Origin of the sequence: Microbacterium mitrae (assembly GCF_008017445.1) — a bacterium.
Lineage (GTDB): Bacteria > Actinomycetota > Actinomycetes > Actinomycetales > Microbacteriaceae > Microbacterium > Microbacterium mitrae.
Genome location: NZ_VRSW01000002.1, coordinates 254,959 through 277,391, shown reverse-complemented (window position 1 = coordinate 277,391; position 22,433 = coordinate 254,959). Strand labels below are relative to the sequence as shown.

General features: G+C 63.7%; 20 protein-coding genes. 9 read left to right on the top strand and 11 right to left on the bottom strand.

All coding sequences use genetic code 11. The features are described from left to right. The first annotated feature begins 10 nt into the window (after window positions 1-10). Genes FVP60_RS08145 through FVP60_RS08135 form a run of 3 tightly spaced genes read left to right on the top strand, consistent with a single transcriptional unit; the run spans window position 11 to window position 4,004 of the window. Complete coding sequence (locus FVP60_RS08145; RefSeq protein ID WP_147825767.1) at window positions 11-1,972, top strand: SUMF1/EgtB/PvdO family nonheme iron enzyme; 1,962 nt, start codon at window positions 11-13, stop codon at window positions 1,970-1,972. Further along, window positions 1,969-3,177 (top strand): CaiB/BaiF CoA transferase family protein, encoded by a 1,209-nt coding sequence (locus tag FVP60_RS08140; protein WP_147825766.1) that lies wholly within the window; start codon window positions 1,969-1,971, stop codon window positions 3,175-3,177. Before FVP60_RS08145 ends, FVP60_RS08140 begins: the two co-directional genes overlap by 4 nt. Beyond that, a complete protein-coding gene (locus tag FVP60_RS08135; protein WP_147825765.1) occupies window positions 3,174-4,004 on the top strand; it encodes an HpcH/HpaI aldolase/citrate lyase family protein in 831 nt (276 codons plus the stop codon). The genes FVP60_RS08140 and FVP60_RS08135 overlap by 4 nt, the downstream gene beginning before the upstream one ends. 77 nt (window positions 4,005-4,081) lie before the next feature. On the opposite strand, the gene FVP60_RS08130 is transcribed toward FVP60_RS08135, so the two are convergent. Together FVP60_RS08130 and FVP60_RS08125 are read right to left on the bottom strand one after the other, a co-directional pair. Then, complete coding sequence (locus FVP60_RS08130; RefSeq protein ID WP_147825764.1) at window positions 4,082-4,726, bottom strand: FMN reductase; 645 nt, start codon at window positions 4,724-4,726, stop codon at window positions 4,082-4,084. A 4-nt stretch (window positions 4,727-4,730) separates the two neighbouring features. Then, window positions 4,731-5,933 (bottom strand): CE1758 family FMN-dependent luciferase-like monooxygenase, encoded by a 1,203-nt coding sequence (locus FVP60_RS08125; RefSeq protein WP_187240624.1) that lies wholly within the window; start codon window positions 5,931-5,933, stop codon window positions 4,731-4,733. A 170-nt stretch (window positions 5,934-6,103) separates the two neighbouring features. Here FVP60_RS08125 and FVP60_RS08120 point away from each other — a divergent pair, with 170 nt between their 5' ends. Next, the gene (locus FVP60_RS08120; RefSeq protein WP_147826012.1) at window positions 6,104-7,168 is read left to right on the top strand and encodes an acyltransferase family protein; all 1,065 of its coding nucleotides are present in this window, start codon (window positions 6,104-6,106) and stop codon (window positions 7,166-7,168) included. Here the strand turns inward: FVP60_RS08120 and FVP60_RS08115 are convergent. Together FVP60_RS08115 and FVP60_RS08110 are read right to left on the bottom strand one after the other, a co-directional pair. After that, window positions 7,165-7,830 carry a GntR family transcriptional regulator gene (locus tag FVP60_RS08115; protein WP_147825762.1) on the bottom strand — a complete coding sequence of 222 codons (666 nt, stop codon included), beginning with the start codon at window positions 7,828-7,830 and terminating at the stop codon, window positions 7,165-7,167. The genes FVP60_RS08120 and FVP60_RS08115 overlap by 4 nt on opposite strands. Next, window positions 7,827-9,299 (bottom strand): chlorohydrolase family protein, encoded by a 1,473-nt coding sequence (locus tag FVP60_RS08110; protein ID WP_147825761.1) that lies wholly within the window; start codon window positions 9,297-9,299, stop codon window positions 7,827-7,829. The genes FVP60_RS08115 and FVP60_RS08110 overlap by 4 nt, the downstream gene beginning before the upstream one ends. Window positions 9,300-9,392: 93 nt before the next feature. Here FVP60_RS08110 and FVP60_RS08105 point away from each other — a divergent pair, with 93 nt between their 5' ends. Together FVP60_RS08105 and FVP60_RS08100 are read left to right on the top strand one after the other, a co-directional pair. Continuing rightward, window positions 9,393-10,640: an amidohydrolase family protein gene (locus tag FVP60_RS08105; protein ID WP_222705909.1), complete on the top strand. Its 1,248-nt coding sequence runs from the start codon at window positions 9,393-9,395 to the stop codon at window positions 10,638-10,640. Between the two features lie 109 nt (window positions 10,641-10,749). Further along, window positions 10,750-11,898 (top strand): MFS transporter, encoded by a 1,149-nt coding sequence (locus tag FVP60_RS08100; RefSeq protein WP_147825760.1) that lies wholly within the window; start codon window positions 10,750-10,752, stop codon window positions 11,896-11,898. Window positions 11,899-12,729: 831 nt separating this feature from the next. On the opposite strand, the gene rpsO is transcribed toward FVP60_RS08100, so the two are convergent. Next, window positions 12,730-12,999: a 30S ribosomal protein S15 gene (gene rpsO, locus FVP60_RS08095; protein ID WP_147825759.1), complete on the bottom strand. Its 270-nt coding sequence runs from the start codon at window positions 12,997-12,999 to the stop codon at window positions 12,730-12,732. A 193-nt stretch (window positions 13,000-13,192) separates the two neighbouring features. On the opposite strand from rpsO, the gene FVP60_RS08090 reads away from it, so the two are divergent. After that, a complete protein-coding gene (locus FVP60_RS08090; RefSeq protein ID WP_147825758.1) occupies window positions 13,193-14,305 on the top strand; it encodes an LOG family protein in 1,113 nt (370 codons plus the stop codon). Further along, window positions 14,302-15,606 (top strand): MFS transporter, encoded by a 1,305-nt coding sequence (locus FVP60_RS08085; protein ID WP_147825757.1) that lies wholly within the window; start codon window positions 14,302-14,304, stop codon window positions 15,604-15,606. Before FVP60_RS08090 ends, FVP60_RS08085 begins: the two co-directional genes overlap by 4 nt. Here FVP60_RS08085 and FVP60_RS08080 read toward each other — a convergent pair. The 3 genes from FVP60_RS08080 to FVP60_RS08070 all read right to left on the bottom strand — a co-directional run bounded on the left by FVP60_RS08080 (window position 15,603) and on the right by FVP60_RS08070 (window position 18,018). After that, the gene (locus FVP60_RS08080; RefSeq protein ID WP_187240610.1) at window positions 15,603-16,157 is read right to left on the bottom strand and encodes a P-loop NTPase family protein; all 555 of its coding nucleotides are present in this window, start codon (window positions 16,155-16,157) and stop codon (window positions 15,603-15,605) included. The two genes, FVP60_RS08085 and FVP60_RS08080, sit on opposite strands and share 4 nt — an antisense overlap. A 77-nt stretch (window positions 16,158-16,234) precedes the next feature. After that, complete coding sequence (locus tag FVP60_RS08075; RefSeq protein ID WP_147825756.1) at window positions 16,235-16,603, bottom strand: FKBP-type peptidyl-prolyl cis-trans isomerase; 369 nt, start codon at window positions 16,601-16,603, stop codon at window positions 16,235-16,237. A 182-nt stretch (window positions 16,604-16,785) separates the two neighbouring features. Next, window positions 16,786-18,018 (bottom strand): PrsW family intramembrane metalloprotease, encoded by a 1,233-nt coding sequence (locus tag FVP60_RS08070; protein ID WP_147825755.1) that lies wholly within the window; start codon window positions 18,016-18,018, stop codon window positions 16,786-16,788. Window positions 18,019-18,068: 50 nt separating this feature from the next. Here FVP60_RS08070 and FVP60_RS08065 point away from each other — a divergent pair, with 50 nt between their 5' ends. Then, on the top strand, window positions 18,069-18,935 hold the full coding sequence (locus FVP60_RS08065; protein WP_147825754.1) for a fumarylacetoacetate hydrolase family protein: 867 nt from the start codon (window positions 18,069-18,071) through the stop codon (window positions 18,933-18,935). A 65-nt stretch (window positions 18,936-19,000) separates the two neighbouring features. On the opposite strand, the gene FVP60_RS08060 is transcribed toward FVP60_RS08065, so the two are convergent. From FVP60_RS08060 to FVP60_RS08050, 3 genes are all read right to left on the bottom strand, one after another. Continuing rightward, a complete protein-coding gene (locus FVP60_RS08060) occupies window positions 19,001-20,461 on the bottom strand; it encodes an aspartate ammonia-lyase (protein ID WP_147825753.1) in 1,461 nt (486 codons plus the stop codon). 215 nt (window positions 20,462-20,676) lie between these two features. Next, window positions 20,677-21,012: a peptidase gene (locus FVP60_RS08055; protein WP_147825752.1), complete on the bottom strand. Its 336-nt coding sequence runs from the start codon at window positions 21,010-21,012 to the stop codon at window positions 20,677-20,679. Then, window positions 21,009-22,370 carry an inorganic phosphate transporter gene (locus FVP60_RS08050; RefSeq protein WP_147825751.1) on the bottom strand — a complete coding sequence of 454 codons (1,362 nt, stop codon included), beginning with the start codon at window positions 22,368-22,370 and terminating at the stop codon, window positions 21,009-21,011. Before FVP60_RS08050 ends, FVP60_RS08055 begins: the two co-directional genes overlap by 4 nt. Between the last annotated feature and the right edge of the window lie 63 nt (window positions 22,371-22,433).

The following is a 22,433-nucleotide window of genomic DNA, read 5'->3' as shown; positions in this document are numbered from 1 at the left end:
AGCATGTGACGTGACCTACACGTTTGATCCCCTCGTTCCGCGGCCGATCGATCTGCCGACCGCCATCGACACCTCTGCAGCCTTGACGCGCGAGCTGAGTGTCGCGCTCGATGAGGCAAAGATCTTCTCCGGCCCGACCAACCCTGCCGAGCGCGACGCATGGCGGGCCAGACTCGACGAATGGCGCCGTGACGCCCGCGAGCGCCACGGCTTCGTCGGCACCGGCTACGAGAACCCCAACGCGCAGTGGGCGGCCCAATGTCGCACCGTCGCCCAGGTGTGGTTGTGGGACGAACTGCTCTATTCGTTTGACGAGCACCGTTTCACCCCGGAGCGCCTGATCGCTGACGCTCAAGCACGATTCGACGGGCTAGACGCGGTCGTTCTCTGGCACGCCTACCCCATCATCGGCGTCGATGACCGCAACCAGTGGGACTACTACCGTGACATTCCGGGCCTTCGCCGCCTCGTGGATGATCTGCATGCCGCCGGGCTCAAGGTATTCGTCGACTACAACCCGTGGGACATCGGAACGCGACGCGCTGGCGCCGACCGGGAAGAACTGGCAGCCGTCATCGCCGACTTCGATGCCGACGGCGTCTTTCTCGACACCCTGAAGAAGGCCGATCCTGATCTGGTGGCCGCGCTCAATGCCGCAAAAGACGGCATCGTGCTGGAGGGCGAAAGCAAGCTGGCCGTGGAGCGCACCGAAGATCACACCTCATCGTGGGCGCAGTTTTTCGCCGACTCCGAGGTTCCTGGCGTCCTTCGCGCGCACTGGTACGAGCGCCGCCACATGCAGCATCATGTGCGCCGCTGGCACCGCGACCACAGCGAAGAACTGCAATCAGCCTGGTTGAACGGTGTTGGCGTGATGGTGTGGGAGGTCGTGTTTGGCGTTTGGGTCGGCTGGAGCGAACGTGACGCCAACACGTTGCGACGGCTGCAGACGGTGACGCGTGCGGCAGAAGATCTTCTCCTCACGGGCGCGTGGACCCCGCTGGCCGCCCTGACGGCCGACGCGGAGGCCGCGGGCGTGTACGCGTCCTCGTGGGAGAAGGAGGGCGTAACCCTGTTCACCCTGGTGAACCGGGGGACGACCGACTGGACCGGCGTGGTCCACGCCGATCATCCGCCGATCACGGTTCCGGGTCGCTCCATCGCCGCCGCTGTCGGCCATAGCGGCGATGCCGCTCCTGTCTGGTTTGCGGGCCTGGAGGCAGCTGTCGCCGCGGCCAACGTGGTTCCTACCGGCTCCCCCGCCTTTGCTCATCGCATTGCGCGACGCGTGCTCGCCGAGGGGAGCTCGCGCGATACTGCGACGGAACCATCGGTGCTGATTGCGTCGGGAGAGCACGTTGTGACGGTGCGATACCGCGCCCGCGAGACGGGTATGTACCAGGGTGCACCGTACGTTGACGAGTTCAAGCCACTGCCGCCGCGCCTGCACGATGCGCGCACGTTACAGCGCGAGGTCGTGCTGCACGGTGGGGTTCGCGTCGCGCAGACGGAGGTCACCAACCGGCAATTCGCTGCCTTCGTCGCCGAGTCGGGCTATGTGCCTGCCATCGACCACCGCTACCTTCTTCAATGGCAAGACGGTGCTCCCGCCGCTGGCACGGAGAACGAACCCGTGACCTTCGTCAATCTGGATGATGCTCGCGCGTACGCTGCCTGGCGCGGTGCACGGCTGGCAACGGAAGACGAATGGCAACTCGCCGGCGCGGATGAGTCATTCCAGCGTGGTACACCGCGCGTATGGAACTGGACGGAGTCGGAGTATTCCGATGGTCGCACCCGCTTCGTGATGCTGAAGGGCGGCGCGGACTACATCGCCGAAGGATCCGACTGGTACATCGAGGGGGGCCCGCACGAAGCGGACTATGCGGTCAAATTCTTGCGCCCGGGCCTGGGCCTTGATCGATCCGCAACCATCGGGTTTCGTCTGGCCTGGGATGAGGAGTCATCATGAACGTCGGCACCGATCCGCAGGCCGGTGCGCTCGCGGGCATCCGCGTCATTGACGCCGCAACACTGTTTGCCGGGCCGATGGCTGCGATGCACCTCGGCGACAACGGTGCCGAAGTCATCAAGGTCGAGCATCCCACTCGCCCCGATCCGGCGCGCACCCATGGCGTTGCGAAAGATGGCGTCAACCTGTGGTGGAAAACGCTGGGGCGCAACAAGCAGACGGTAACGGCCAACCTCTCCTCCCCCGGCGGGCGTGAGGTCTTCTTGAAGCTCGCCGAAACCGCCGACGTCGTGATCGAGAACTTCCGCCCAGGCACTCTCGAACGGTGGGGGCTGGGATGGGATGAGCTTCGGGCACGCAATCCCCGCCTGGTGCTCGCCCGCGTGAGCGGATTTGGGCAGGTCGGCCCCTATCGCACCCGACCCGGATTCGGCACGCTGGCCGAAGCCATGAGTGGCTTCGCCGCGATGACCGGCGAGCCTGATGGCCCTCCCACCCTGCCGCCGTTTGGGCTGGCCGATGGGGTCGCGTCCCTCGCCACCGCCTTCGCGATCATGGTGGCGTTGCGTGCTCGGGAGCAGACCGGTGAGGGTCAAGTTGTCGATATCGCCATCATTGAGCCGATTCTCGCCATGCTCGGCCCCCAAATCACCCGCTGGGATCAGTTGCACACGGTGCAGCCGCGCACGGGCAACCGCACGACCAACAATGCGCCTCGCAATACCTACCGTACCTCGGATGGTCAGTGGGTGGCGGTCTCCACCTCGGCGCAGTCCATTGCCGAGCGGGTCATGCGGTTGGTGGGCCGCCCAGAACTCATCGACGAACCCTGGTTTGCCACCGGCCGCGAGCGCGCGCAGCATGCCGACATTCTTGACGAGGCCGTCGGCTCTTGGATCGCACTACACAGTCGCGACGAAGTTATCGCCGCCTTTGAGGCCGCAGAGGCCGCCGTCGCCCCCATCTACGACGCCGAAGACATTTCACGTGATCCGCAGTTTCAGGCGCTTGGCACCCTGCACCGGATCGATGATGACGAGTTAGGCTCGATGACCATGCAGGGTCCGTTGTTTCGACTTTCTGACGCGGCAGGGGTCATCGCGTTCACCGGGCGCGCACACAGCCAAGACACCGATGCCGTGCTGGGCGAGATGGGCTACTCGGCCGAGGAGATCTCGCGCCTACGCGAAGCGGGCGCGGTATGACCCGCCCGCCCCTCACCCTGCTATACACGGGCGCTGACCGCTCTGAACGGATACCTGCCGCGTGGAACTCTCCCGCTGATGTCGTCATCTTCGATCTGGAAGACGCGGTCGCGCCGGCACGTAAGGCCGAGGCGCGTGAGAACCTGCGCGCCTTTTTTCATGGTTCCGCTCTCCGCGCCGTTCAGGTGCGCATCAACCATGCCGGCTCGCCCTGGTACGCCGATGATCTGGCGCTGATTTCTGCACTTCCGTCGTTTGTCGAGGTGCGTATTCCGAAAGTGGAATCTGCAGCCGACGTTCGCGCCGTTGCGACAGCGCTGCCCAGCCGCCGCCTTCACCTCTTGATTGAGAGCGCGCTCGGCCTGGAGCGGGCATTCGATCTCGCGACAGCCTCCGACGCGGTCGCTTCGATCGCGCTGGGCGAGGCAGACTTGCGCGGCGACCTCCGCGTTGACGATGACGCGGGCCTGGCCTTTGCGCGCATGCGGCTCGTGCTCGCGGCAAGGGCGGCAGGGCTGCCGTCGCCGCAGATGTCGGTGTTCGCCAATATCCGTGATGGTGAGGGGCTTGCGGCGTCGTGCGCTGTGGGCCGTTCGCTCGGCTTTCGGGGCCGCACCGCCATTCACCCGTCGCAGCTGCCCATCATTGCCGCTGCGTTTCGTCCCACGAGCGACGAAGTTGCTCGCGCACGCGCGGTGCTCGCGGCAATCGATTCGGCCGTCGCCATCGGAACCGGCGCTGTCGCTCTCGAAGACGGCACCTTTGTTGATATCGCCATGATTGATCGCGCGAGAGAGACGATCGAGCTGGCAGACGCCTCGCCCTGACGCCACAAACAACAGTGGGCGCGCTACCCGTTGCCGGTAGCGCGCCCACTGTGTGAGACTCGGTGGTCTGTTTCTGATTACTCGCCCGTGAGGCCACCGAGCAGGTGCCCGAACGAGCGACCCTCGCCCAGATAGTTTGCCGGGTCGAAGGGGTCGCTGTTGTTCACCGGCGCGTTGGCGACAATGCGCTCTGCGAGTTCGCGGGCACCCTTCTCCACTCGGCGGCCCAATGGCGCCACATCATCGGCGTTCGAGCCCCAGTCGCTGGAGGCCGCGAAGACACCCGATGACACGGTGTCGGCGTGCAGGTAGGCAAAGAGCGGACGAATCGCATAGTCAATGGCTAGCGAGTGCCGCGCGGTGCCCGCGTTTGCTCCGATCAGCACCGGCTTGCCGGCGAGCGAATCGGGGTCAAGCACGTCGATGAACGACTTGAACAGGCCCGAGTAGCTCGTGGAGAAGATCGGCGTCACGACGATCAGCGCGTCAGCGTTGGTGACGTTGGAGATCATGGCCTCAAGCTCGGTCGGCGCAAAACCGGTGAGCATGTTGTCGGTGATCTGATGAGCGAAGTCACGCAGTTCGTAGGTCTGCACTTCGCTGTCGACTCCGCGTTCATTCAACTCGGCCACGGTAGCCATGGCGAGGCGATCGGCGAGCATGCGGGTCGACGACGGGTTGGAGAGTCCTGCCGAAATGACGGCAATACGACGGGCGGCCATGGCCTTACTTTCGAGTAGCGGCGGCACCAAAAGCGCTGCCAGCGGTAACAGTGGAGTCTTGGTAGGGGCTGGAACCTGTGGTCAGGTTGTCGCCACGGTTGGCGTTGGGCACGGCCACACGCACGTCGCCGTCGCCATACTTTTCTTTCACCAGCAGGGCGTGCGTGGGGGCGTCGGGTACGTTCGCGGGGCGGCCTGCGGCCATCTCCTTGCGAAGCACCGGAACAACCTCTTCACCCAGAATGTCGATCTGCTCGAGCACCGTCTTCAGCGGCAGGCCCGCGTGATCCATCAGGAACAGCTGGCGCTGGTAGTCACCGAAGATTTCACGCATACCCGCGTAGCGGTCAATGACCTCTTGCGGCGAACCCACGGTGAGCGGGGTCATCTGTGTGAAGTCCTCCATCGACGGGCCGTGGCCGTAGACCGGGGCGTTGTCGAAGTAGGGGCGGAACTCGTTCTTGGCGTCTTGCGAGTTCTTGCGAATAAACGCCTGACCACCCAGACCGACGATGGCCGTCTCCGGTGCACCGTGACCGTAGTGCTCCCAACGCTGACGGTACAGACCGATCAGGCGCTGGTAGTGCTCAGCGGGCCAGAAGATGTTGTTGGCGAAGAAGCCGTCACCGTAGTAGGCGGCCTGTTCGGCAATCTCCGGAGTGCGGATGGAACCATGCCACACGAAGGGTGCGACACCATCGAGCGGGCGCGGTGTGGAGGTGAAGCCCTGCAGCGCAGTGCGGAACTTACCTTCGAAGTCAACGACATCTTCGCGCCACAGGCGGTGAAGTAGACCGTAGTTTTCAATCGCAAGAGGCAGACCCTGGCGGATGTCTTTGCCAAACCACGGATACACCGGGCCGGTGTTGCCTCGACCCATCATCAGGTCCATACGACCGTCCGAAAGGTGCTGCAGCATGGCGTAGTCTTCGGCGATCTTCACCGGGTCGTTCGTCGTGATCAGCGTGGTCGACGTCGACAGGATGATGCGCTCAGTCTGCGCGGCAATATATGCCAGCGTCGTGGTGGGCGAAGACGACCAGAACGGCGGGTTGTGGTGCTCACCGATGGCGAAAACGTCAAGGCCCGCCTCTTCGGCGTGCTTTGCCATGGTGACGGCCGCCTTGATCCGCTCGCCCTCAGACGGCGTGCGCCCGGTGGTGGGGTCTTGTGTGATGTCAGAAACGGTCATCAAACCGAACTGCATACCGGGGAAGTCCTGCGTGGTGCTCATCTGATCGCTCCTTGCGATTTGTATGCAACTGAATATACATGATGAAACACGATGCGCGCGAATCTATTCCCGTATCACAGAAAGCTCTCTTGCCCTCCCAGAGCACATCCGTAATGTTGGGTCGTATGACAGCGTTCAGTCAGATGTCTGCGAAGAAGACGCGAGACCCGTTCTGGGACAACGCGCGCTTCATGTGCATTGTGCTGGTTGTCGCCGGGCACGCCATTCAGCCGATGTCACGAAGCTCCGACCTGGCATACGCCACCTACTTGTTGATCTACACCTTTCACATGCCCGCGTTCGCGATCATGTCTGGATACTTCACCAAGTCCGGCCCGCCAACGCGCACCGGCCTCAAGCGCGTCATCACCGACCTGCTGTTGCCCTACCTCATCTTCGAAACGATCTGGTCGGCGCTATCCGTCGTGATCAGCGGTACCTTCAGTCTCAACTACGGGTCCGTGTCGTGGACCCTGTGGTTCCTGCTCGCCCTCGCGGTGTTCCGCATTCTCATCCCCTACATTGCGCTCCTGCGCTGGCCGGTAACGATATCCGTCATCGTCTCCATTGCTGCCGGCTACCTCCCGGAGCTTGATTCGACCTTCGCAATGGATCGCATCATCGCTCTGATGCCGTTCTTTGTTATCGGATGGGCGCTCAAGGAGCGCGGCATCCTCAAAAATGCCGGGTTCTTCGAGCCGCGCCGCCCGCTCGTCGTGATTGCGGCCGCCGTGTTGCTCGCCTCCGTTCTCGCGACATTTCTGCTGACCGCCGAGGCACTGCGTGCCGAAAACCTGCAGCGCTGGTTCTTCTTCAAGCAAAGCTACGCCGAGCTCTCGCTACCCGCCGATCTCACCCCAGGCCCGTGGGGCGGTCTCATCCGGCTGGGCGTTATCGCGATGGCGCTCATCATGTGCTGGGCGTTCTTTACGCTCGTGCCCCGGCGCCTTTACCGCTTCACGCCCCTCGGCGCCTACACCCTGTACGTCTATTTGCTGCACACTTTTGTACTGTTCCCGCTGCGCGAGACGCCGAGCCCCAGCGGCAAGGGAACCATCACCGTGGGCTTGGAACCACAGGCGCTGTGGGTAGTGATCCTGCTACTCGCATCGGTGCTGATCGCCGTCGCGCTGTCTTCGCGCCCGGTTCGCCGCATTGCGCGACCGTTTGTGGAACCACGCGCCGACTGGTTGTTTCGCGAGCGTTAGTTTTCGAGCAGATCAGCCAGTGCGGTCAAGATCGGCGCCCTGCCCATCTCGATATGAGCCGTGGTGAGCGCGGCCGCGGAGCGCTCATTTCCGGCATCGATCGCCTCCAGCAGTTGGCGGTGCTCCAGTGCGTGCTCTACGCCGCGCTGGTCGCGTGTGAGGCGAAAGATCCACTCCATCCGTCCGCGCACGGGCGCGAGGGCACGCACCAGGCCCGCGTTCGCGCTCATCGAGACGATCTCCGCATGAAAGTCCAAGTTTGCGCCCTGCGCGGTGTCTGGATCAGTCGACGTCTCCGCCATCACAAGTAGCTGACGAAGGCGCGTGGTGGATGCCTCACCCGCGGCGACGCGCTCAGCTGCCCGGCTCGCCGCGAACGGTTCAATGCACAGGCGGAGGTCGAAGATGTCGTTGATATCCGTGGTGGTGACCGCAACAACTCGCGCGCCGCGGTTCTGCTCGCTCACCACGAACCCGTCGGCTTCAAGTCGCCGCAGCGCCTCCCGCACCGGCACCCGAGACACCGCGAATCGCTGCGAGATTTCGCGCTCCTTGAGCCTGCTGTGCGCGGGGTACTCCCCCTCGATGATTGAGCGCAACAGGGCTGCATAAACGTCGTCGCCCAGCGCGTTGCGCGGCTCGATCTGGTCTTGTTCGGTCATGATTGGGCCACCTCCGCATAGACCGGCGGAAACAACTCCTGCGTGCTGACTTCGCGGTACGAGCGCCCCGCGTAGGCCGAGCGCATCTTGTCGAAAAGGCGCTGGGAATCGCGACGCACCGCCTCCAGATCAACGCCAGCAATGGTTCCGTCGCGCATCACGACGCGACCGGCAACCATGGTGAGGCAGGCGTCACGAGAGGACCCGGCGAGAATGAGATTTCGCAGCGGATCATCGATCGGTCCCAGGCGAACGTCGTCGAGTCGGAACGCCGAAATATCAGCCTGCGCTCCGACGGCGAGGCGGCCGAGGTCGTCACGGTTCAGCGCCGCCGCACCACCGAGCGTGGCTGCATCCACATACGCCGCAATATCTCCGCGGGCGAGGTCACCGTTTTGCACCTTGGCAACGGAAACGCCAGTATCAATGCCGCGGATGAGGTCAGGCGGAAATGAGTCGGTACCCAGCGCGATCGTGATGCCAGCGTCGCGATACCGCGCAAAGGTCTCAAGCTCCGAGCCGTACCGTGCATTCGTCAATGGGCAGTGCACGATGGCGGCCCCGGCGTCGGCGATTCGCGCCAGGTCGCCACGGTCTTCGCCGTGCACCCTGGGATTGATGTCGAGAAAGACGCCGTGCGGAACCAGCAGGCGATCGGTGAGGAGGCCCGCGCTGTCGATGAGATCAAGTGGCGTCATGCCGTGGGTGCGCAGAATATAGTCGCGCTCGAACTCCCCCTGCAGCGCGTGCAGTCGAACTAGCGCCGATCGTTGCTCCGCCGCCCTCGCGGTCGCGGCCAGCAGCGCGGGCGTCAGGGTTTCGATGCGGCACGGCAAGAACACCGGGGTGACCAGCTCATCGTGCCAGGTCGCCACCTCGTCGAAGAATCGAATCGCGTCGGCGAGCCCGGCCTCACCCTCGGCCTCATCAAACGCGATCGCCCGCTCACCCTCCGGCGTGACCACATTCACCGCGGATCGATAGGAGGGGCCAAGGTACCCCCGCAAGCCAAGCGCGCGCGAGAACTCCGCCATCGCGAGAAAGTCATCGGCATCTTCCGCCCACGCGGAGTGCACCTCGGAGGCGATAGGCATGTAGGTGGTGATGCCATGGAGCGCGAGTTGAATCAGCCCGATCTCTCGCACCCGACGCCGCTCCTCGGCACTGAACACGTGGTTCCGGCGGTCAAAGTAGTCTGCGGACCACTGCAGGCTGCGAGCGCGATCCCCACTCGCGAACGAATCGAGAATGAGGTGATCGATGTCGGTGAGGGCGTCGAGATCGATGAGCCCAGGAAGCATGATCGCCTCGCCGAGGTCGATGTGGTCGGTGACATCTTGCGGCGCCGCGGCGCTTGTGCCGGCAAAGACAATGCGCGTGCCTTCAACAACGATGGCGGCATCGCGTTGCAAACGGTTGGCGCCGTCACCGAAGACGACGGCGTAATCGGCGGTCACAAGAGTGCGCATACCCGACCTTTCCAAGTTTGGTATCCCAAAGATCGCATTCTTCGGCAGTTTACTCAACCGGACACGTGTTTGTGTCATTCTGGTATACATCTAATGCTTGTCGATGATCGACTCAGCGGAAAGGAAGCCATCCTTATTCGCAACGTTCGCCCGTGGGGTGCCGCGGCACACGACGTGGTCATCACCGACGGCGTCATCGCAGAGCTGCGCCCCCACGATGCGGATGCACCGCGCAGCGCCGGCGATGTCGATGGGCGCGGACGCCTGTTGCTGCCATCGTTCAGCGACGTGCACGTACACCTCGACTCGACTCGCATCGGGCTCCCGTTTCGCCCCCACACCGGTGCGCCGGGCGTATGGGGAATGATGATGAACGACCGCAACAACTGGCGCACCGCAGAGATCGATTTGCCGACGCGAGTCGCGGGCACGCTCGAGACGATGATCGCGCGCGGAACCACGCGAGTGCGCGCCTACGCTCAGGTTGATGTGGACTGCGAGCTGGAGAAGTTTGATGCCGTGATGGCGGCGAAGGAGCGGTTTCGCGAGCACGCCGATGTGCAGGTGATGACCTTTCCGCAAGCCGGGATTCTGCGCGAAGAGGGCACGATCCCCTATCTTGAGGAGTCGCTGCGCCAGGGCGCCGATGTGATGGGCGGCATCGACCCCTGTCAGCTTGACAGGGATCCGTCGAAGCACCTCGACATCGTTTTTGGGCTGGCCGAGAAGTATCAGGTGGAGGTCGATATTCACCTGCACGAGCCGGGCGAGCTTGGCGTGTTCAGCACCGACCTCGTCATGGAACGCACGCGTGCTCTCGGCATGCAGGGCAAAGTCACTATGTCGCACGCTTATGGCTTGGGTGGTGTCAGCGAGGCAGTCAGCCGGCGCCTCATTGATGAGTTCGCCGAGCTCGATATCGCCATGGCAACCATCGCTCCGTCAACGTCAACGCACCTGTCTCTCCTCGCGCTGACCGAGGCAGGCGTCCGCGTTGGTCTGGGCGAAGATGGCCAGCGCGACTACTGGAGCCCCTACGGCAATGGAGACATGCTTGATCGAACCTGGCAACTCGCGTTTACCAACGGATATCGCCGCGATGATCACATCGAACTGGCGCTGGCCGTTGCGACCCTGGGTGGTGCCTCGATCATGTCGCATGCGGAGCCGCGGGTGACGGGGGTTGGGCAGCACCACGGAACCTCGGTGGGCGACCGCGCAGATCTGCTGATTGTCGAGGGTGAGACGCCCACCAGCGCCGTCATGGATCGAAGCACGGATCGCACGGTCATCCACGATGGTCGCGTCGTCGCCGACGCTCTTCGTGTCGCGGGGCTCTAACTCCGCGCGCGGGCGGGGCGACTCCGCTGCACTCGGGCGGGTCGCCTCGGGCGCGCGGGGGCGGGTCGCCTCGCCTGCACTCTGGCGGGTCGCCTCACCTGCGCTCGCTTTGGGCGCGGCCCTTCTGGTGGGCATCAACCTGCGCCCGGCCATCACGACCGTCGCCGCGTTGCTACAGGAGACGCAGGCGGCGTATGCGCTGAACTCCTTCTGGGCCTCGGCACTCGCGACACTGCCCGTCATTGCTTTTGGGGCAACCGCGCCGCTTGGCCCGCTACTCGCGAGACGATTTGGTGTGACGCGCGCCCTGGCGCTGACGATGGCCGCGCTCGCCGTCGCGCTCCTGCTGCGCGGGCTCGGCACGCCGGCGTTGTTGGTCGGAACCTTTGTCGCGGGGGCCGCAATCATGGCGGCAGGCACCCTCTTGCCGCAATATCTCAAGTCGCTCGCGGCTGGCGGAATCTGGGTGGGCCTGAGCAGCATGTCGTTCGGCGTTGGCGCCGCGCTCGGCGCAAGCCTCGCGATTCCGCTGTACCACCCCTCCGGCGACAGCGTCTCGGTATCGCTAGCACTGTGGGCAGCACCCGCGGCACTTGCTGCCGTCGTCATGCTCGCGGTGGGGCGGCGCCAGCCCGTGCAGCGCTCCTTGCGCCTGATACGACTGCCTCGCGACTCTTCACAAACGGTGACGATCGCACTTGTGACCGGTGTGTTTGGCCTCCAGGCGTTGCTGTACTTTGCGGTCACCGCGTACCTGCCCCAACTCCTGATTTCACGCGGGGTCACACCCGCTGACGCGGGATCGTTGTTGGCGTGGTTTAGCCTGATCGGCCTCCTCCCGACGCTGGTGATGCCCATCGTCGCGCAACACCGCGGGCTGATCGCGATCTGCGCACCAGCGCTCGGTGTGATCACAAGCGCCGCGCTGGTGTGGCTCGCCAGCGCGGATGGCCCCTACCTCGTCATCGTCGGAATTCTCGGGGCGGTGCAATCCGGTGCGTTCGGTCTCGTGCTCGCACTTATCGTGCGGTTGGCGGCCGACCCGGCTTCTGCCGGAACCCTCTCTGCCATCGCCCAAGGCGTTGGCTATGCCATTGCCGGGGCAGGCTCTTTTTTGATCGGAGTGCTGTACGCGGCCACCGATTCGTGGTCGCTAGCGCTGATGGTCCTGGCCGCCGTCGCATTCGTCCTGGCGATCATCACCACCGCATCGCTGCACCGCTCCCCCGTTGCCCTCTACGCCCCCCAACGCCCGTAACCCCCGCAGCCCCTGGTTCCGCCCTCTGCGGTTGCGGCGTCCGCGATTCCGGCGCCCCGTTCGCGCGCCAGTTCCCAAATGTCGGACGAGTTGGCGCGACACGCCGACCTGCCCGGCGTGTCACAGGCACCCCGGCCACTCAGGTTCGACATTTGGGAACGATCGCCCCCTCCCACCCCGGAAAGCTCGCAGGCAACAGTGGACCGGAACCACGGTGCCGCGGAACCAGGGCACTCGCGGCCGCACTGCCCCACGGGTCCGCACCCTCTGGTTCCGGCCCTTGTGGCTCCAGTCCCCGTGGTTCCGGCGCCCCACTCGCGGCCGCCAGTTCCCAAATGTCGGACGAGTTGGCGCGACACGCCGACCTGCCCGGCGTGTCACAGGCACCCCAGTGACTCCGGTCCGACATTTGGGAACGATCACTCCCTCCGACCCCGGAAAGCTCGCACGCAACAGTGGACCGGAACCACGGTGCCGCGGAACCAGGGCACTCGCGGCCGCACTACCCCACGGGTCCGCACCCTCTGGTTCCGGCGCCCCGCGCGGACGCCAGTTCCCAAATGTCGGACGAGTTGGCGCGACACGCCGAGCTGCCCGGCGTGTCACAGGCACCCCGGCCACTCCGGTCCGACATTTGGGAACGATCACACGCCCTACGCCGAAAAAGCTCGCACGCAGCGCCGGAACGGAACCGCGGAACCGCGGAACCACGGAACCACGCCGCAACACCGGAGGCGCCGTGCGGAACGCGCCGCTATACAAAACGAGAGCCGCCCCACACCCGGGGGCGGCTCTCCAAGAATGTTTTGCGCGATTGTACGCGGGTGCTGCTTATCGACGCAGACCGAGACGCTCGATCAGCGAGCGGTAACGGTTGATGTCAACATCCTGCAGGTAACCCAGCAGGCGACGGCGCTGACCGACGAGCAGGAACAGACCACGACGCGAGTGGTGGTCGTGCTTGTGCTCCTTCAGGTGCTCGGTGAGGTCCTTGATGCGCTGCGTCAGCATTGCAACCTGCACCTCGGGGGAACCGGTGTCACCGGGGTGCGTTGCGTACTCTTCCATGATCGCCTTCTTGACGTCTGCTTCGAGTGCCATAGAACCGATCCCCTCTCTGTTAGCTGCGCGGCGCTCGTCACAGTGTGTGCGAGCTCTCTTTATCCGCGGCCGATCAAACGGCAACCTCAAGAGTCTATCGCATGATGACCCTCCCGAGCACCACTCGCGCCTTTGCCTCACAGCCGCACCGCTAGGCTCAAAGAATGCCCGTACGCGCACCGATGAGGCGTTCATGACCAGACATCACATCGATATTGAGACGCTCGCCGATTTCGATCATTTGGTGGCGCACCGTGAGACGCTCAGCGGCGTGACCATGCAATCCATCGACCTGCGCGCCCGCACGGCCGAACTTCAGCGAGTGAGCGTGCTGGGCGCACTGTTTCTGGGGTGCGAGCTTGCTCCGGGTGTGAGCGCCGACCTTCAATCTCGCGGCGCTCTCGTGTTTCCCGAGATTCCCGCCGTGCCGTTTGATCCGTACCGCACCGAGCCATATTCCGCTGCCGAACTCTATGACGCGCCGACGTACGCCGCGAGTTTTGACGCTCGCGTTTACGCGTGGAGTCGAAGCCAACAGCAATCCCCCAGCATCATTGGTTCCATTGCGACGGCGCTTCACGATCACGCCATCACCGAGTCGCTCGGCGAAGCCTTGGCGGCGGTTCCGGTACGTCGGCGGGTCGGGGTCATGGGCGGGCACGGCGCCGTCCGCGGCTCAGACGCCTACGCCGACGCGGCCCACCTCGGCCGCGGTCTGGCACGGGCCGGGTACACGGTGTTCACCGGCGGCGGACCCGGAGCGATGGAGGCGGCCAACCTTGGCGCCTGGCTGGCGCCGCACGAAGACGATGCCCTCCCGCAGGCGCTCGAGATTCTCGCCACCGCGCCGACGTTTGAGCCTGATATCAATGCGTGGGCGAATGCGGCCGCCGCCGTGCGCGCGCAATGGCCGCGTACCGACGACACCGTACGGTCTGTCGGCATTCCGACGTGGTTTTACGGCCACGAACCGCCCAATCAATTCGCCTCGGTCATCGCGAAGTACTTCGCCAATCCGCTGCGCGAGGCCACGCTGCTTGAGCGCTGCCAGGGCGGCATCATCTACCTCGCCGGGGCGGCCGGAACCGTGTCTGAAGTGTTCATGGACGCGTGCGAAAACTACTACGCGGCCTCCGAAAACACTGCGCCGATGGTGCTCGTCGGACGCGAGCAGTGGAACTCAACCCTCCCTGCTTGGCCGCTGTTGACCGCGCTCGCCGCCGGGCGAGACATGCAAGCACATCTACAGCTGGTCGACTCCACCGACGACGCCATCGCCTACCTCCTCGGAGCTTCACACGCATGACCGAACATCGCGGCGCGTTCATCGACCTGCGCCCTTTCAAGGCCAGCCCTGCGTTCGCGCGCATGTGGGTTGGTTCCACCCTGGCGGGCCTCGGCGGCCAGATGACACTTGTTGCCGTGATGCTGCACATGTACGAGCTCACCGAGTCGACGTTCGCGGTGTCGATGATCGCCGTCGCCGGGCTCGTGCCCATGATCGTTGCCGGCCTCTACGGCGGCATGTTGGCAGACGCGTTTGACCGTCGCACCGTTGCGCTGCTCGCCGCCATAGTCACCTTGGGGTCGACAATTGTGCTGGCAGCGCTGGCCTGGAGTCACAACACCACAGAAGCGTCGCTATACATCCTCTCCATCATCAATTCGGCCGCGAACTCGATCGTCATGGCAACCCGCGCCGCCATCGTGCCCCGTCTCATCCCGCGCGACCTGTTGCCCGCCGCCTCCGCGCTGCAGGGCATCACCGTCGGCATCATGGTCATGGCCGGCCCCGCGCTCGGTGGCCTGCTCGTTGCCTTCACCGACTACGCCTGGACCTACACGATCGACGTGGCGCTCATGTCGTTTCTGTTTCTCGGGCTATGGACCTTGCCGCATCTACCCCCTGAGGGCGAGACGGTGCGCCCGGGCCTGCGCTCCCTGGTTGACGGCTGGAACTTCATCCGCACCTCCCCCAACATTCGCATGCAGTACGTGATGGACATCATCGCGATGACTTTCGGGCACCCCGTTGCGCTCTTTCCCGCCGTCGGCGCCATCATCCTCGGCGGCGGTTCCGTCACCGTTGGCGTGCTCACCGCATCCATCGCCGCGGGCGCCTTCATCTGCAGCATCTTCTCCGGACCCTTCGGCCGTGTTCGCTGGCAGGGCGTTGGCATCGCCAACTCCATCATCGTGTTCGGTATCGCGACGGCGCTGTTCGGTGCCGTGCTCCTCCTCGCCACCTGGGGAGTCTTCGCGCCTGACATCGTCGACGAAACCCACGCCAATATCGCGCTGATCGCGCTGGCCTGCCTATTCCTAGCGATTGCCGGCGCAGCCGATAACGTCAGCGCGATCTTCCGCAATACGATGATGCAGGCCGCCGTGCCCGACTCCATGCGCGGTCGGTTGCAGGGTGTCTTTACCGTCGTGGTGACCGGCGGCCCGCGCCTTGGCGCGCTCTACATGGGCACGCTTGCCACCATCGGCGCCATCTGGGTGCCGCCACTCCTGGGCGGCATCATCATCGTGGTTCTCGTAGCAACGCTGTTGCGCGCCAGCGCCTCGTTCCGCTCCTACGACGCTCGCGATCCGAAGCCCTAAAGCGGTGCCAGCGCCGCCAGAAGCGCCTCGGCGTCACGAGGTCGTTTCAGTCTCACGACGGGCGGAACCATGGGGTTCGCCTCCCACTCGCGGATGCGTTCACGTTTAGATGCGAACGAACGAAAGTGCCAGGCGATGATGGAGTCGCGACTGAGAGCGCGACCCAACGTCTCGATGTTGCCGTTGCAGCACGGTTCCCGGCGAATCACTCGGCGGACGGTACGACGAAGCAGGCGCGCGAGAGAAACGAGGCGCGGGTAGTCCAAACCGACGATCACATCGACCCGTTCGAGAGCGAGCGCATTGTGCCGCCGATACACCGAGTCAACCGCGTAGGCGTCTCGTTGTAGCACCGGAATGACCCGTGCATCGAGTTCCTCGGGCGAGGCCTGAACCCAGCCGGGGTCCCAGCAGAAGTCATCGATCGAGACATACCCAACGCCGATCCGGTCGGCAATCTGCTGGGCGAGCATCGACTTGCCAGAACCGCAAACGCCAAACGTCAGCACGCGACGCGCGCGCTGTACGTCGCTGATGGTTCCGCTGGCCATTCCGCAACGCTAACAGAGGCGACACGCGCCAAGAAAAACACCCCCCGGCATGCGCCGAGGGGTGTTGGGATTTCGTCTTAGCCGACGGCAATCAGATCGATGATGAAGATCAGGGTCTTGCCGCCGAGGAAGTGACCGGAACCAGCAGGGCCGTATGCGAGGTGCGGCGGGATCACGAGCTCGCGGCGACCGCCGACCTTCATGCCGGGGATGCCATCCTGCCACCCCTGGATCAGGCCGCGAAGCGGAAACTGAATCGTCTCGCCGCGGCCCCACGACGAGTCGAACTCTTCGCCGGTCTCGTACTCGACGCCAGCGTAGTGAACGGTGACGTTATCGCCGGGCTGAGCCTCGGCGCCGTCACCCACGACGATGTCGCGAATGACGAGCTCGGTGGGCGCGGGACCCTCGGGAGCATCGAACTCAGGCTTCGTAAGGTTTGTCATGTCTCAATCCAATCGCGATGAGGCGCTCGGGTCAAAGTGTGAACGGCAGTTCTCACCAAAATCTTTGAAAGCCTTGACATTGTTCCGAGCCAGGCGCATTCTGTTGGCAGATCAACTCAGCACTCGGAGGACTTGCAGGCTTCGCCGCAGCACCGGGTGCTGAGTCTTTTTTGCCGTGCGGATCAGCGTGACAGCAGTTGGTTTCTGGTCGCCATCGTGCGCTGTAGCAGCACGTGCTCATCGATTCCGGCCTGCGGGTCACGGCCGGAGATGGCTCGCTGACGCGTCGCCGCGAGTTCATTCGCGTCGATGATGAATCGCTTCATCACCTTCGTGCGATCGCCCGGCAAGCTGCGAGCCCAGCGCTTGGCTGCCACTCGCCCCGACTTCGTGGCAAGCATGTCGACCTCTTGCGGGGTAAACCACCCCGCCATCGCATAGTCGCCCAGACGGGCACGCGTGAGTCGCGCCTCTTCGACCTTGAGCCAGCGGATCACCACGATGAACGTGATGAAAAGCGGAACCTGGATCACGCCGTACAGCACGAAAAAGGTGCCGGGTTCGCCGACGAAGGTGGAACCATTCCACAGCGCGTGCAGGGCAATGGCGGCAAGCAAGCCGACAAAGAACATGGGGAGAACGGCCGCCCCCTGACGCCCCTTGCGTGACGCCAGGCCGAGCGCGTACCCGGTGCAAGCAGTGAACATGGCATGGCAGAACGGCGACAGAATGCCGCGCATGAAGAAGATCGGGCCGAGGCTTTCGGAACCACCGGTCATGAACTGCACACCGAAGTACTGAATGTTTTCGGTGAACGCGAAGCCCGCACCCACCAGTGCGCCGTAGACCACCCCATCGATCGGACCATCAAGCGCACGCTTTCCGATCACCATGATGAGCAGGAGGCCCAGCCCCTTGCTGATCTCCTCGACAATCGGTGCGCGAATGACGGCGCTGACGAAGGCCGCCTCCTCGGGGTCAGACGGAATCATTGGGTCGGTGGCCATCGCGACAAGCAGCGTGAGCGCGATGCTGACGATGCCGCCCCACGCGAGAGCAAATATCAGCAAACGCAGCGGCTCTGGTTCCCACCGGTCAACAAGGTATACGCCGCTGATGACGATCGCAAGCGGCGCCAACGCCATGATGAACCCGAGGGTTGAAGCACCCTGGCCGAGCCCCGAAATGAAGTAGGCGATCACCAGGATGAGAATGAATCCGAGAATGATCCATAGCCACCACGGAACATGGCGACCCGACTTCATCGTCACGTTTGCGAAAACGTTGACCGGCGGCACGGGTGCCTGGGAAATTGTTGCTGGGTGACCCCACTGGGGTTGCGCCATCGGAGATGCATATTGTGGCTGATAGCCGTAGTCCCCCGTTGGCGGTGTCAAACCATTGCCATACGTCATGGCACAAACCTACAGCCCGTGATGGTGCTCGCGCGGGATAGGTTAGAAGAATGCGTTTTGCCCACCTGACCGGAATCTCCGGTACGGATCCCCAGTTGTGCGCGCTGAACAACGATGACACCGCGATCGTCGTGTCTGAATTGTTCATCGGCGCCCCCTCAACCCTGAACGAATTGATCGCCGGCGGAGACGAGCTTCTCGAGATCGTCCGCGAGGCTTCTCTTACCGCATCCACGGTTCCGATCGACGGCCTCGGCTTCGCCTCTGCGGTACTCGCACCCCCCGCGGTGCTTGCCGTCGGCCTGAACTACGCCGCACACTCGTCTGAGCTCGGCCTCAAGACCGACAGCGCGCCGACCGTGTTCACGCTGTGGCCGAACTCGCTTACCGGCAACGGACAGACCACCATCTGGCCACGATCACTCAGCGAATCGGTTGACTACGAGGCCGAGCTCGGCGTCATCATCGGCCGGCCGGCCCTCAACGTCGCAGCAGAAGATGCCCTGGACTACGTGTGGGGCTACACGGTCGTCAACGACATCACGGCGCGAGATATTCAATTCTCCGAGGCCCAGTGGAGCCGGTGCAAGTCGTTCGACGGCTTTACCCCGACCGGCCCTGTCGTCGTCACGCGCGACGAAATTCCCAACCCGCAAGATCTGCACATCTGGGCGGTCGTTGATGGCCACACGGTTCAAGACGCGTCGACTGATCAGATGGTGCGGTCGGTCGCCACACTCATCGCGCACCTCTCGCAGTCGGTAACGCTGCAACCCGGAACCTTGATTTCGACCGGGAGCCCGGGAGGTGCCGGATACTCACGCGACCCGCAGATTTTCTTGCGCGACCGTTCCACCGTCACCGTGGGTATCGACGGCATTGGCGAGCTCACCACGCACTGCCGCATTACCGACTGACGCAGGGCAACAAAAAGTGGGCCTCACCTACGCGGTGAGACCCACTTTTGTTTAACAGCGAATCGTTAGCCTGCGACGTCGTCGCTGGTGATGACGTTCTCGGCCGGCTGCACGATCGGCACGGAGGCGGTAATCGTCTCCAAGCCCGACAGGCGTGCTGGCGAAATCTGCTTCATGACCTCTTCCCGCGACATCAGGCCGGCTTCAACAACCAGGTCAGCGATGTTGTGTCCGGTCATGAGCGCGGTCTTTGCGAGAGCCGCAGCCGATGCGTAACCGATGAACGGCGTCAGGGCTGTCACAACACCAACCGACGAGCCCACCATCGCGCCAAGGCGCTCGCGGTTCGCGGTGATGCCATCGATGCAGTTGACGCGCAGCGTCCACATTGCCTGGCGCATCCAGGTGATCGACTGGAAGATCGAGTGCGCGATGACCGGCTCGAAAGCGTTCAGCTGAAGCTGACCACCCTCAACAGCCATCGTCACCGTGACATCGGAGCCAGCAACCGCAAACGCGACCTGGTTTACGACCTCGGGGATCACGGGGTTGACCTTGCCAGGCATGATCGATGAGCCGGCCTGACGAGCCGGCAGGTTGATCTCGCCAAGACCGGCCTGCGGACCAGATGACAGCAGACGCAGGTCGTTGCAGATCTTGGACAGCTTGATGGCATTGCGCTTGAGCGATGCCGAGAACGACATGAAAGCACCGGTGTCGCTCGTGGACTCCACGAGGTCGGTTGCCGTCTCCAGCTCAAGGCCGGTGATGTCGTTCAGGTGGCGCAGCACGACAGCCGCGTACTGCGGGTGCGCCGTGATGCCGGTGCCGATAGCGGTGGCACCCATGTTGATCTCGGTGAGCAGCTTCGCGTTCTCCGACATACGGCTGTAGTCCTCGCCGAGTGTCGTTGCGAAGCCGTGGAACTCCTGACCAAGGGTCATCGGAACCGCGTCCTGCAGCTGGGTACGCCCCACCTTGAGAATGTCGTGGAATTCGACGGCCTTGTCGAGGAAGCTCTTGCGCAGCAACGCCAGCTCTTCCAGCAGGCTCAGCAGCGTGAGCGACAGCCCAATCTTGATCGCCGTCGGGTAGACGTCGTTGGTCGACTGGCTGCGGTTGGTGTCGTCGATTGGCGACAGAAAAGCGTAGTCGCCCTTCTCGCGGCCAGCCATCTCCAACGCAATGTTGGTGATGACCTCGTTCGCGTTCATGTTCGACGAGGTTCCGGCGCCACCCTGAATCACACCAACGGTGAATTCATCGTGGAACTCACCATCGATAACGCGCTGGGCGGCGGCGTCGATGAGGTCTGCCTTCTCCTGCGACAGCACGCCGATCTCGGCGTTTGCACGAGCAGAGGCCTGCTTCACCATCGCGAGTCCGCGAACAAGATCCGGATACACCGAGATCGGGCGCTTCGCGATCGGGAAGTTCTCCTGCGCTCGCGCCGTATGGATGCCCCAGTAGGCATCAGCGGGGATCTCGAGGGATCCCAGGGAGTCAGATTCGGTACGAGTGCGCATCGTTGCGTCCAATGTTGCTTCCTTGTGGGTCGCGGCCAATGTGGGGAGGGTAGTACAACCCTATCTCGGTATTGACCTCACAATTGCTCCCGATGCCCGCCATCGTGAGTGATGCACGATAGTGGCACGATTGCACGACAAAGCGCCACGGCGTTCTTAACCCCGTGGCGCTTTGATCGATCAATGTGCTTAGTGATTAACCACGATTGATGTGCTTAGTGATTGACCACGATCAGCGTGATCGCAAAAATGACGGCTCCCGCGCACACGGCGAAGCAGGCGTAGGCGCCAACCAGTGCGAGGTTCTTCTGACCGTCGGTCAGCGGGCTACGCTTAGCAGCCTTTGCGGCGGCCTTTGCGGCGCGCTCGCGCTCCTTCTCGGTGATGACGGAGATGGCGTCGGTGAATTCGGCCGGGCCGACGACGGGCGCGCGGCCGGCGCGAACCAGAAGCCGCAATCCCATCGAGTAGAACAGCACGAGAACGGTGGCACCAACGAAGGCGGCGGCGAAGACCTGAGCAAAAGCTCCCCAGTCAATGACGATGTTCATCGCGAGCCTCTATCTTCGGTCTTGGTCGGCGCCGTTGACGGCGACTTCTTGGCCGCCTTCCGCTCGGCGTCTTGGCGTTCTTTCTCGCGAAGCACATCGGCGGCGTGGTGCTTGTCTTGGGCCCGCTTCTCCGCCTTCTTGGCAGCCTTCTCGGCCTGCAAGATCATGCGCTGGCGGCGCGTGGGCGGCGGGTTCTTCTTCACCTTGACCGCGGCGCCCGAGTCGGCAACCTCACTCATGGCGTTTCCGGAGTGCACCTCATCCTGACGCGAACGCCAGAACAGACCGAGGATGATGGCCACCGCGATGATGGCGTCAATAACGACACCCCAGGTTCCGAGCCACACGACGACGAGCGCGGCGAGCGCGCCGACACCACCGGCGGCCGGCAGGGTAAGCACCCATCCGATCATGATGCGCCCGGCAGTGCCCCAACGAACCTTGGAGCCGCGGCGGCCAAGACCAGAGCCGATCACGGAGCCCGAGGCCACCTGCGTGGTCGAGAGCGCGAAGCCCAGCGCCGACGAAGCAAGAATCGTGGCAGAGGTCGAAGACTCTGCGGCGAATCCCTGAGCGGGCTTGACGTCGGTGAGGCCCTTACCGAGGGTACGGATGATGCGCCATCCGCCCATGTAGGTGCCGAGCGCGATGGTTACGGCACAGGCAACGATGACCCACAGCTGCGGCTGTGAAGCGGTCTGCCAGCCAATCGCGATCAGGGCGAGGGTAATCACACCCATCGTCTTCTGCGCGTCGTTGGTTCCGTGCGCCAGCGCCACGAGGCTCGACGTGAAGATCTGCCCCCAACGGAAGCCGTCGCGGCCATCGGGCTTGCCGTCGTAGCGTCGGGTCATGCCGTACGCCACCTTGGTGGCGACGAACGCGATGATTCCAGCCGTCAGTGGCGCGATAAGCGCGGGCAAGACGACCTTGGTGACAACGATGCCGAAGTCAATCGCCATGGCGCCCGCACCAACGAGCGTCGCACCGATCAGACCACCGAACAGGGCGTGCGATGAGCTTGACGGCAGACCCAGCAACCAGGTCAACATGTTCCACGTGATTGCGCCGATGAGGCCGGCGAAGATGAGCGATGGGAACAATGTTGCGGCATTACTGCCAGACATGATCGCGTCTTCTTTGATCATGCCGCCCGAGATGGTCTTGGCGACCTCGGTTGAAAGGAAGGCGCCGACCAGGTTGAGGAGCGCGGCAAGGATGACAGCCGTCTTGGGCTTGAGGGCGCCCGTCGCGATAGGCGTTGCCATCGCGTTCGCGGTGTCATGAAATCCGTTTGTGAAATCAAAAAACAGTGCCAGCAGGATGACCAGCACAACAATTAAGGCTGCGGTTTCCACCGTTGACTTTCGTGGGGGGATGAAGAGGAAGAGGTGTCGAAGAATCCGACATGACGAACGAAG

Excerpts from the sequence above, each read along its gene's own strand:
- FVP60_RS08140 (WP_147825766.1), top strand. The coding sequence starts at position 1,969 with ATGAACGTCGGCACCGATCCGCAGGCCGGTGCGCTCGCGGGCATCCGC.
- FVP60_RS08135 (WP_147825765.1), top strand. The coding sequence starts at position 3,174 with ATGACCCGCCCGCCCCTCACCCTGCTATACACGGGCGCTGACCGCTCT.
- FVP60_RS08130 (WP_147825764.1), bottom strand. The coding sequence starts at position 4,726 with ATGGCCGCCCGTCGTATTGCCGTCATTTCGGCAGGACTCTCCAACCCG.
- FVP60_RS08125 (WP_187240624.1), bottom strand. The coding sequence starts at position 5,933 with ATGCAGTTCGGTTTGATGACCGTTTCTGACATCACACAAGACCCCACC.
- FVP60_RS08120 (WP_147826012.1), top strand. The coding sequence starts at position 6,104 with ATGTCTGCGAAGAAGACGCGAGACCCGTTCTGGGACAACGCGCGCTTC.
- FVP60_RS08115 (WP_147825762.1), bottom strand. The coding sequence starts at position 7,830 with ATGACCGAACAAGACCAGATCGAGCCGCGCAACGCGCTGGGCGACGAC.
- FVP60_RS08110 (WP_147825761.1), bottom strand. The coding sequence starts at position 9,299 with ATGCGCACTCTTGTGACCGCCGATTACGCCGTCGTCTTCGGTGACGGC.
- FVP60_RS08105 (WP_222705909.1), top strand. The coding sequence starts at position 9,393 with ATGCTTGTCGATGATCGACTCAGCGGAAAGGAAGCCATCCTTATTCGC.
- rpsO (WP_147825759.1), bottom strand. The coding sequence starts at position 12,999 with ATGGCACTCGAAGCAGACGTCAAGAAGGCGATCATGGAAGAGTACGCA.
- FVP60_RS08090 (WP_147825758.1), top strand. The coding sequence starts at position 13,193 with ATGACCAGACATCACATCGATATTGAGACGCTCGCCGATTTCGATCAT.
- FVP60_RS08085 (WP_147825757.1), top strand. The coding sequence starts at position 14,302 with ATGACCGAACATCGCGGCGCGTTCATCGACCTGCGCCCTTTCAAGGCC.
- FVP60_RS08080 (WP_187240610.1), bottom strand. The coding sequence starts at position 16,157 with ATGGCCAGCGGAACCATCAGCGACGTACAGCGCGCGCGTCGCGTGCTG.
- FVP60_RS08075 (WP_147825756.1), bottom strand. The coding sequence starts at position 16,603 with ATGACAAACCTTACGAAGCCTGAGTTCGATGCTCCCGAGGGTCCCGCG.
- FVP60_RS08070 (WP_147825755.1), bottom strand. The coding sequence starts at position 18,018 with ATGACGTATGGCAATGGTTTGACACCGCCAACGGGGGACTACGGCTAT.
- FVP60_RS08065 (WP_147825754.1), top strand. The coding sequence starts at position 18,069 with ATGCGTTTTGCCCACCTGACCGGAATCTCCGGTACGGATCCCCAGTTG.
- FVP60_RS08060 (WP_147825753.1), bottom strand. The coding sequence starts at position 20,461 with ATGCGCACTCGTACCGAATCTGACTCCCTGGGATCCCTCGAGATCCCC.
- FVP60_RS08055 (WP_147825752.1), bottom strand. The coding sequence starts at position 21,012 with ATGAACATCGTCATTGACTGGGGAGCTTTTGCTCAGGTCTTCGCCGCC.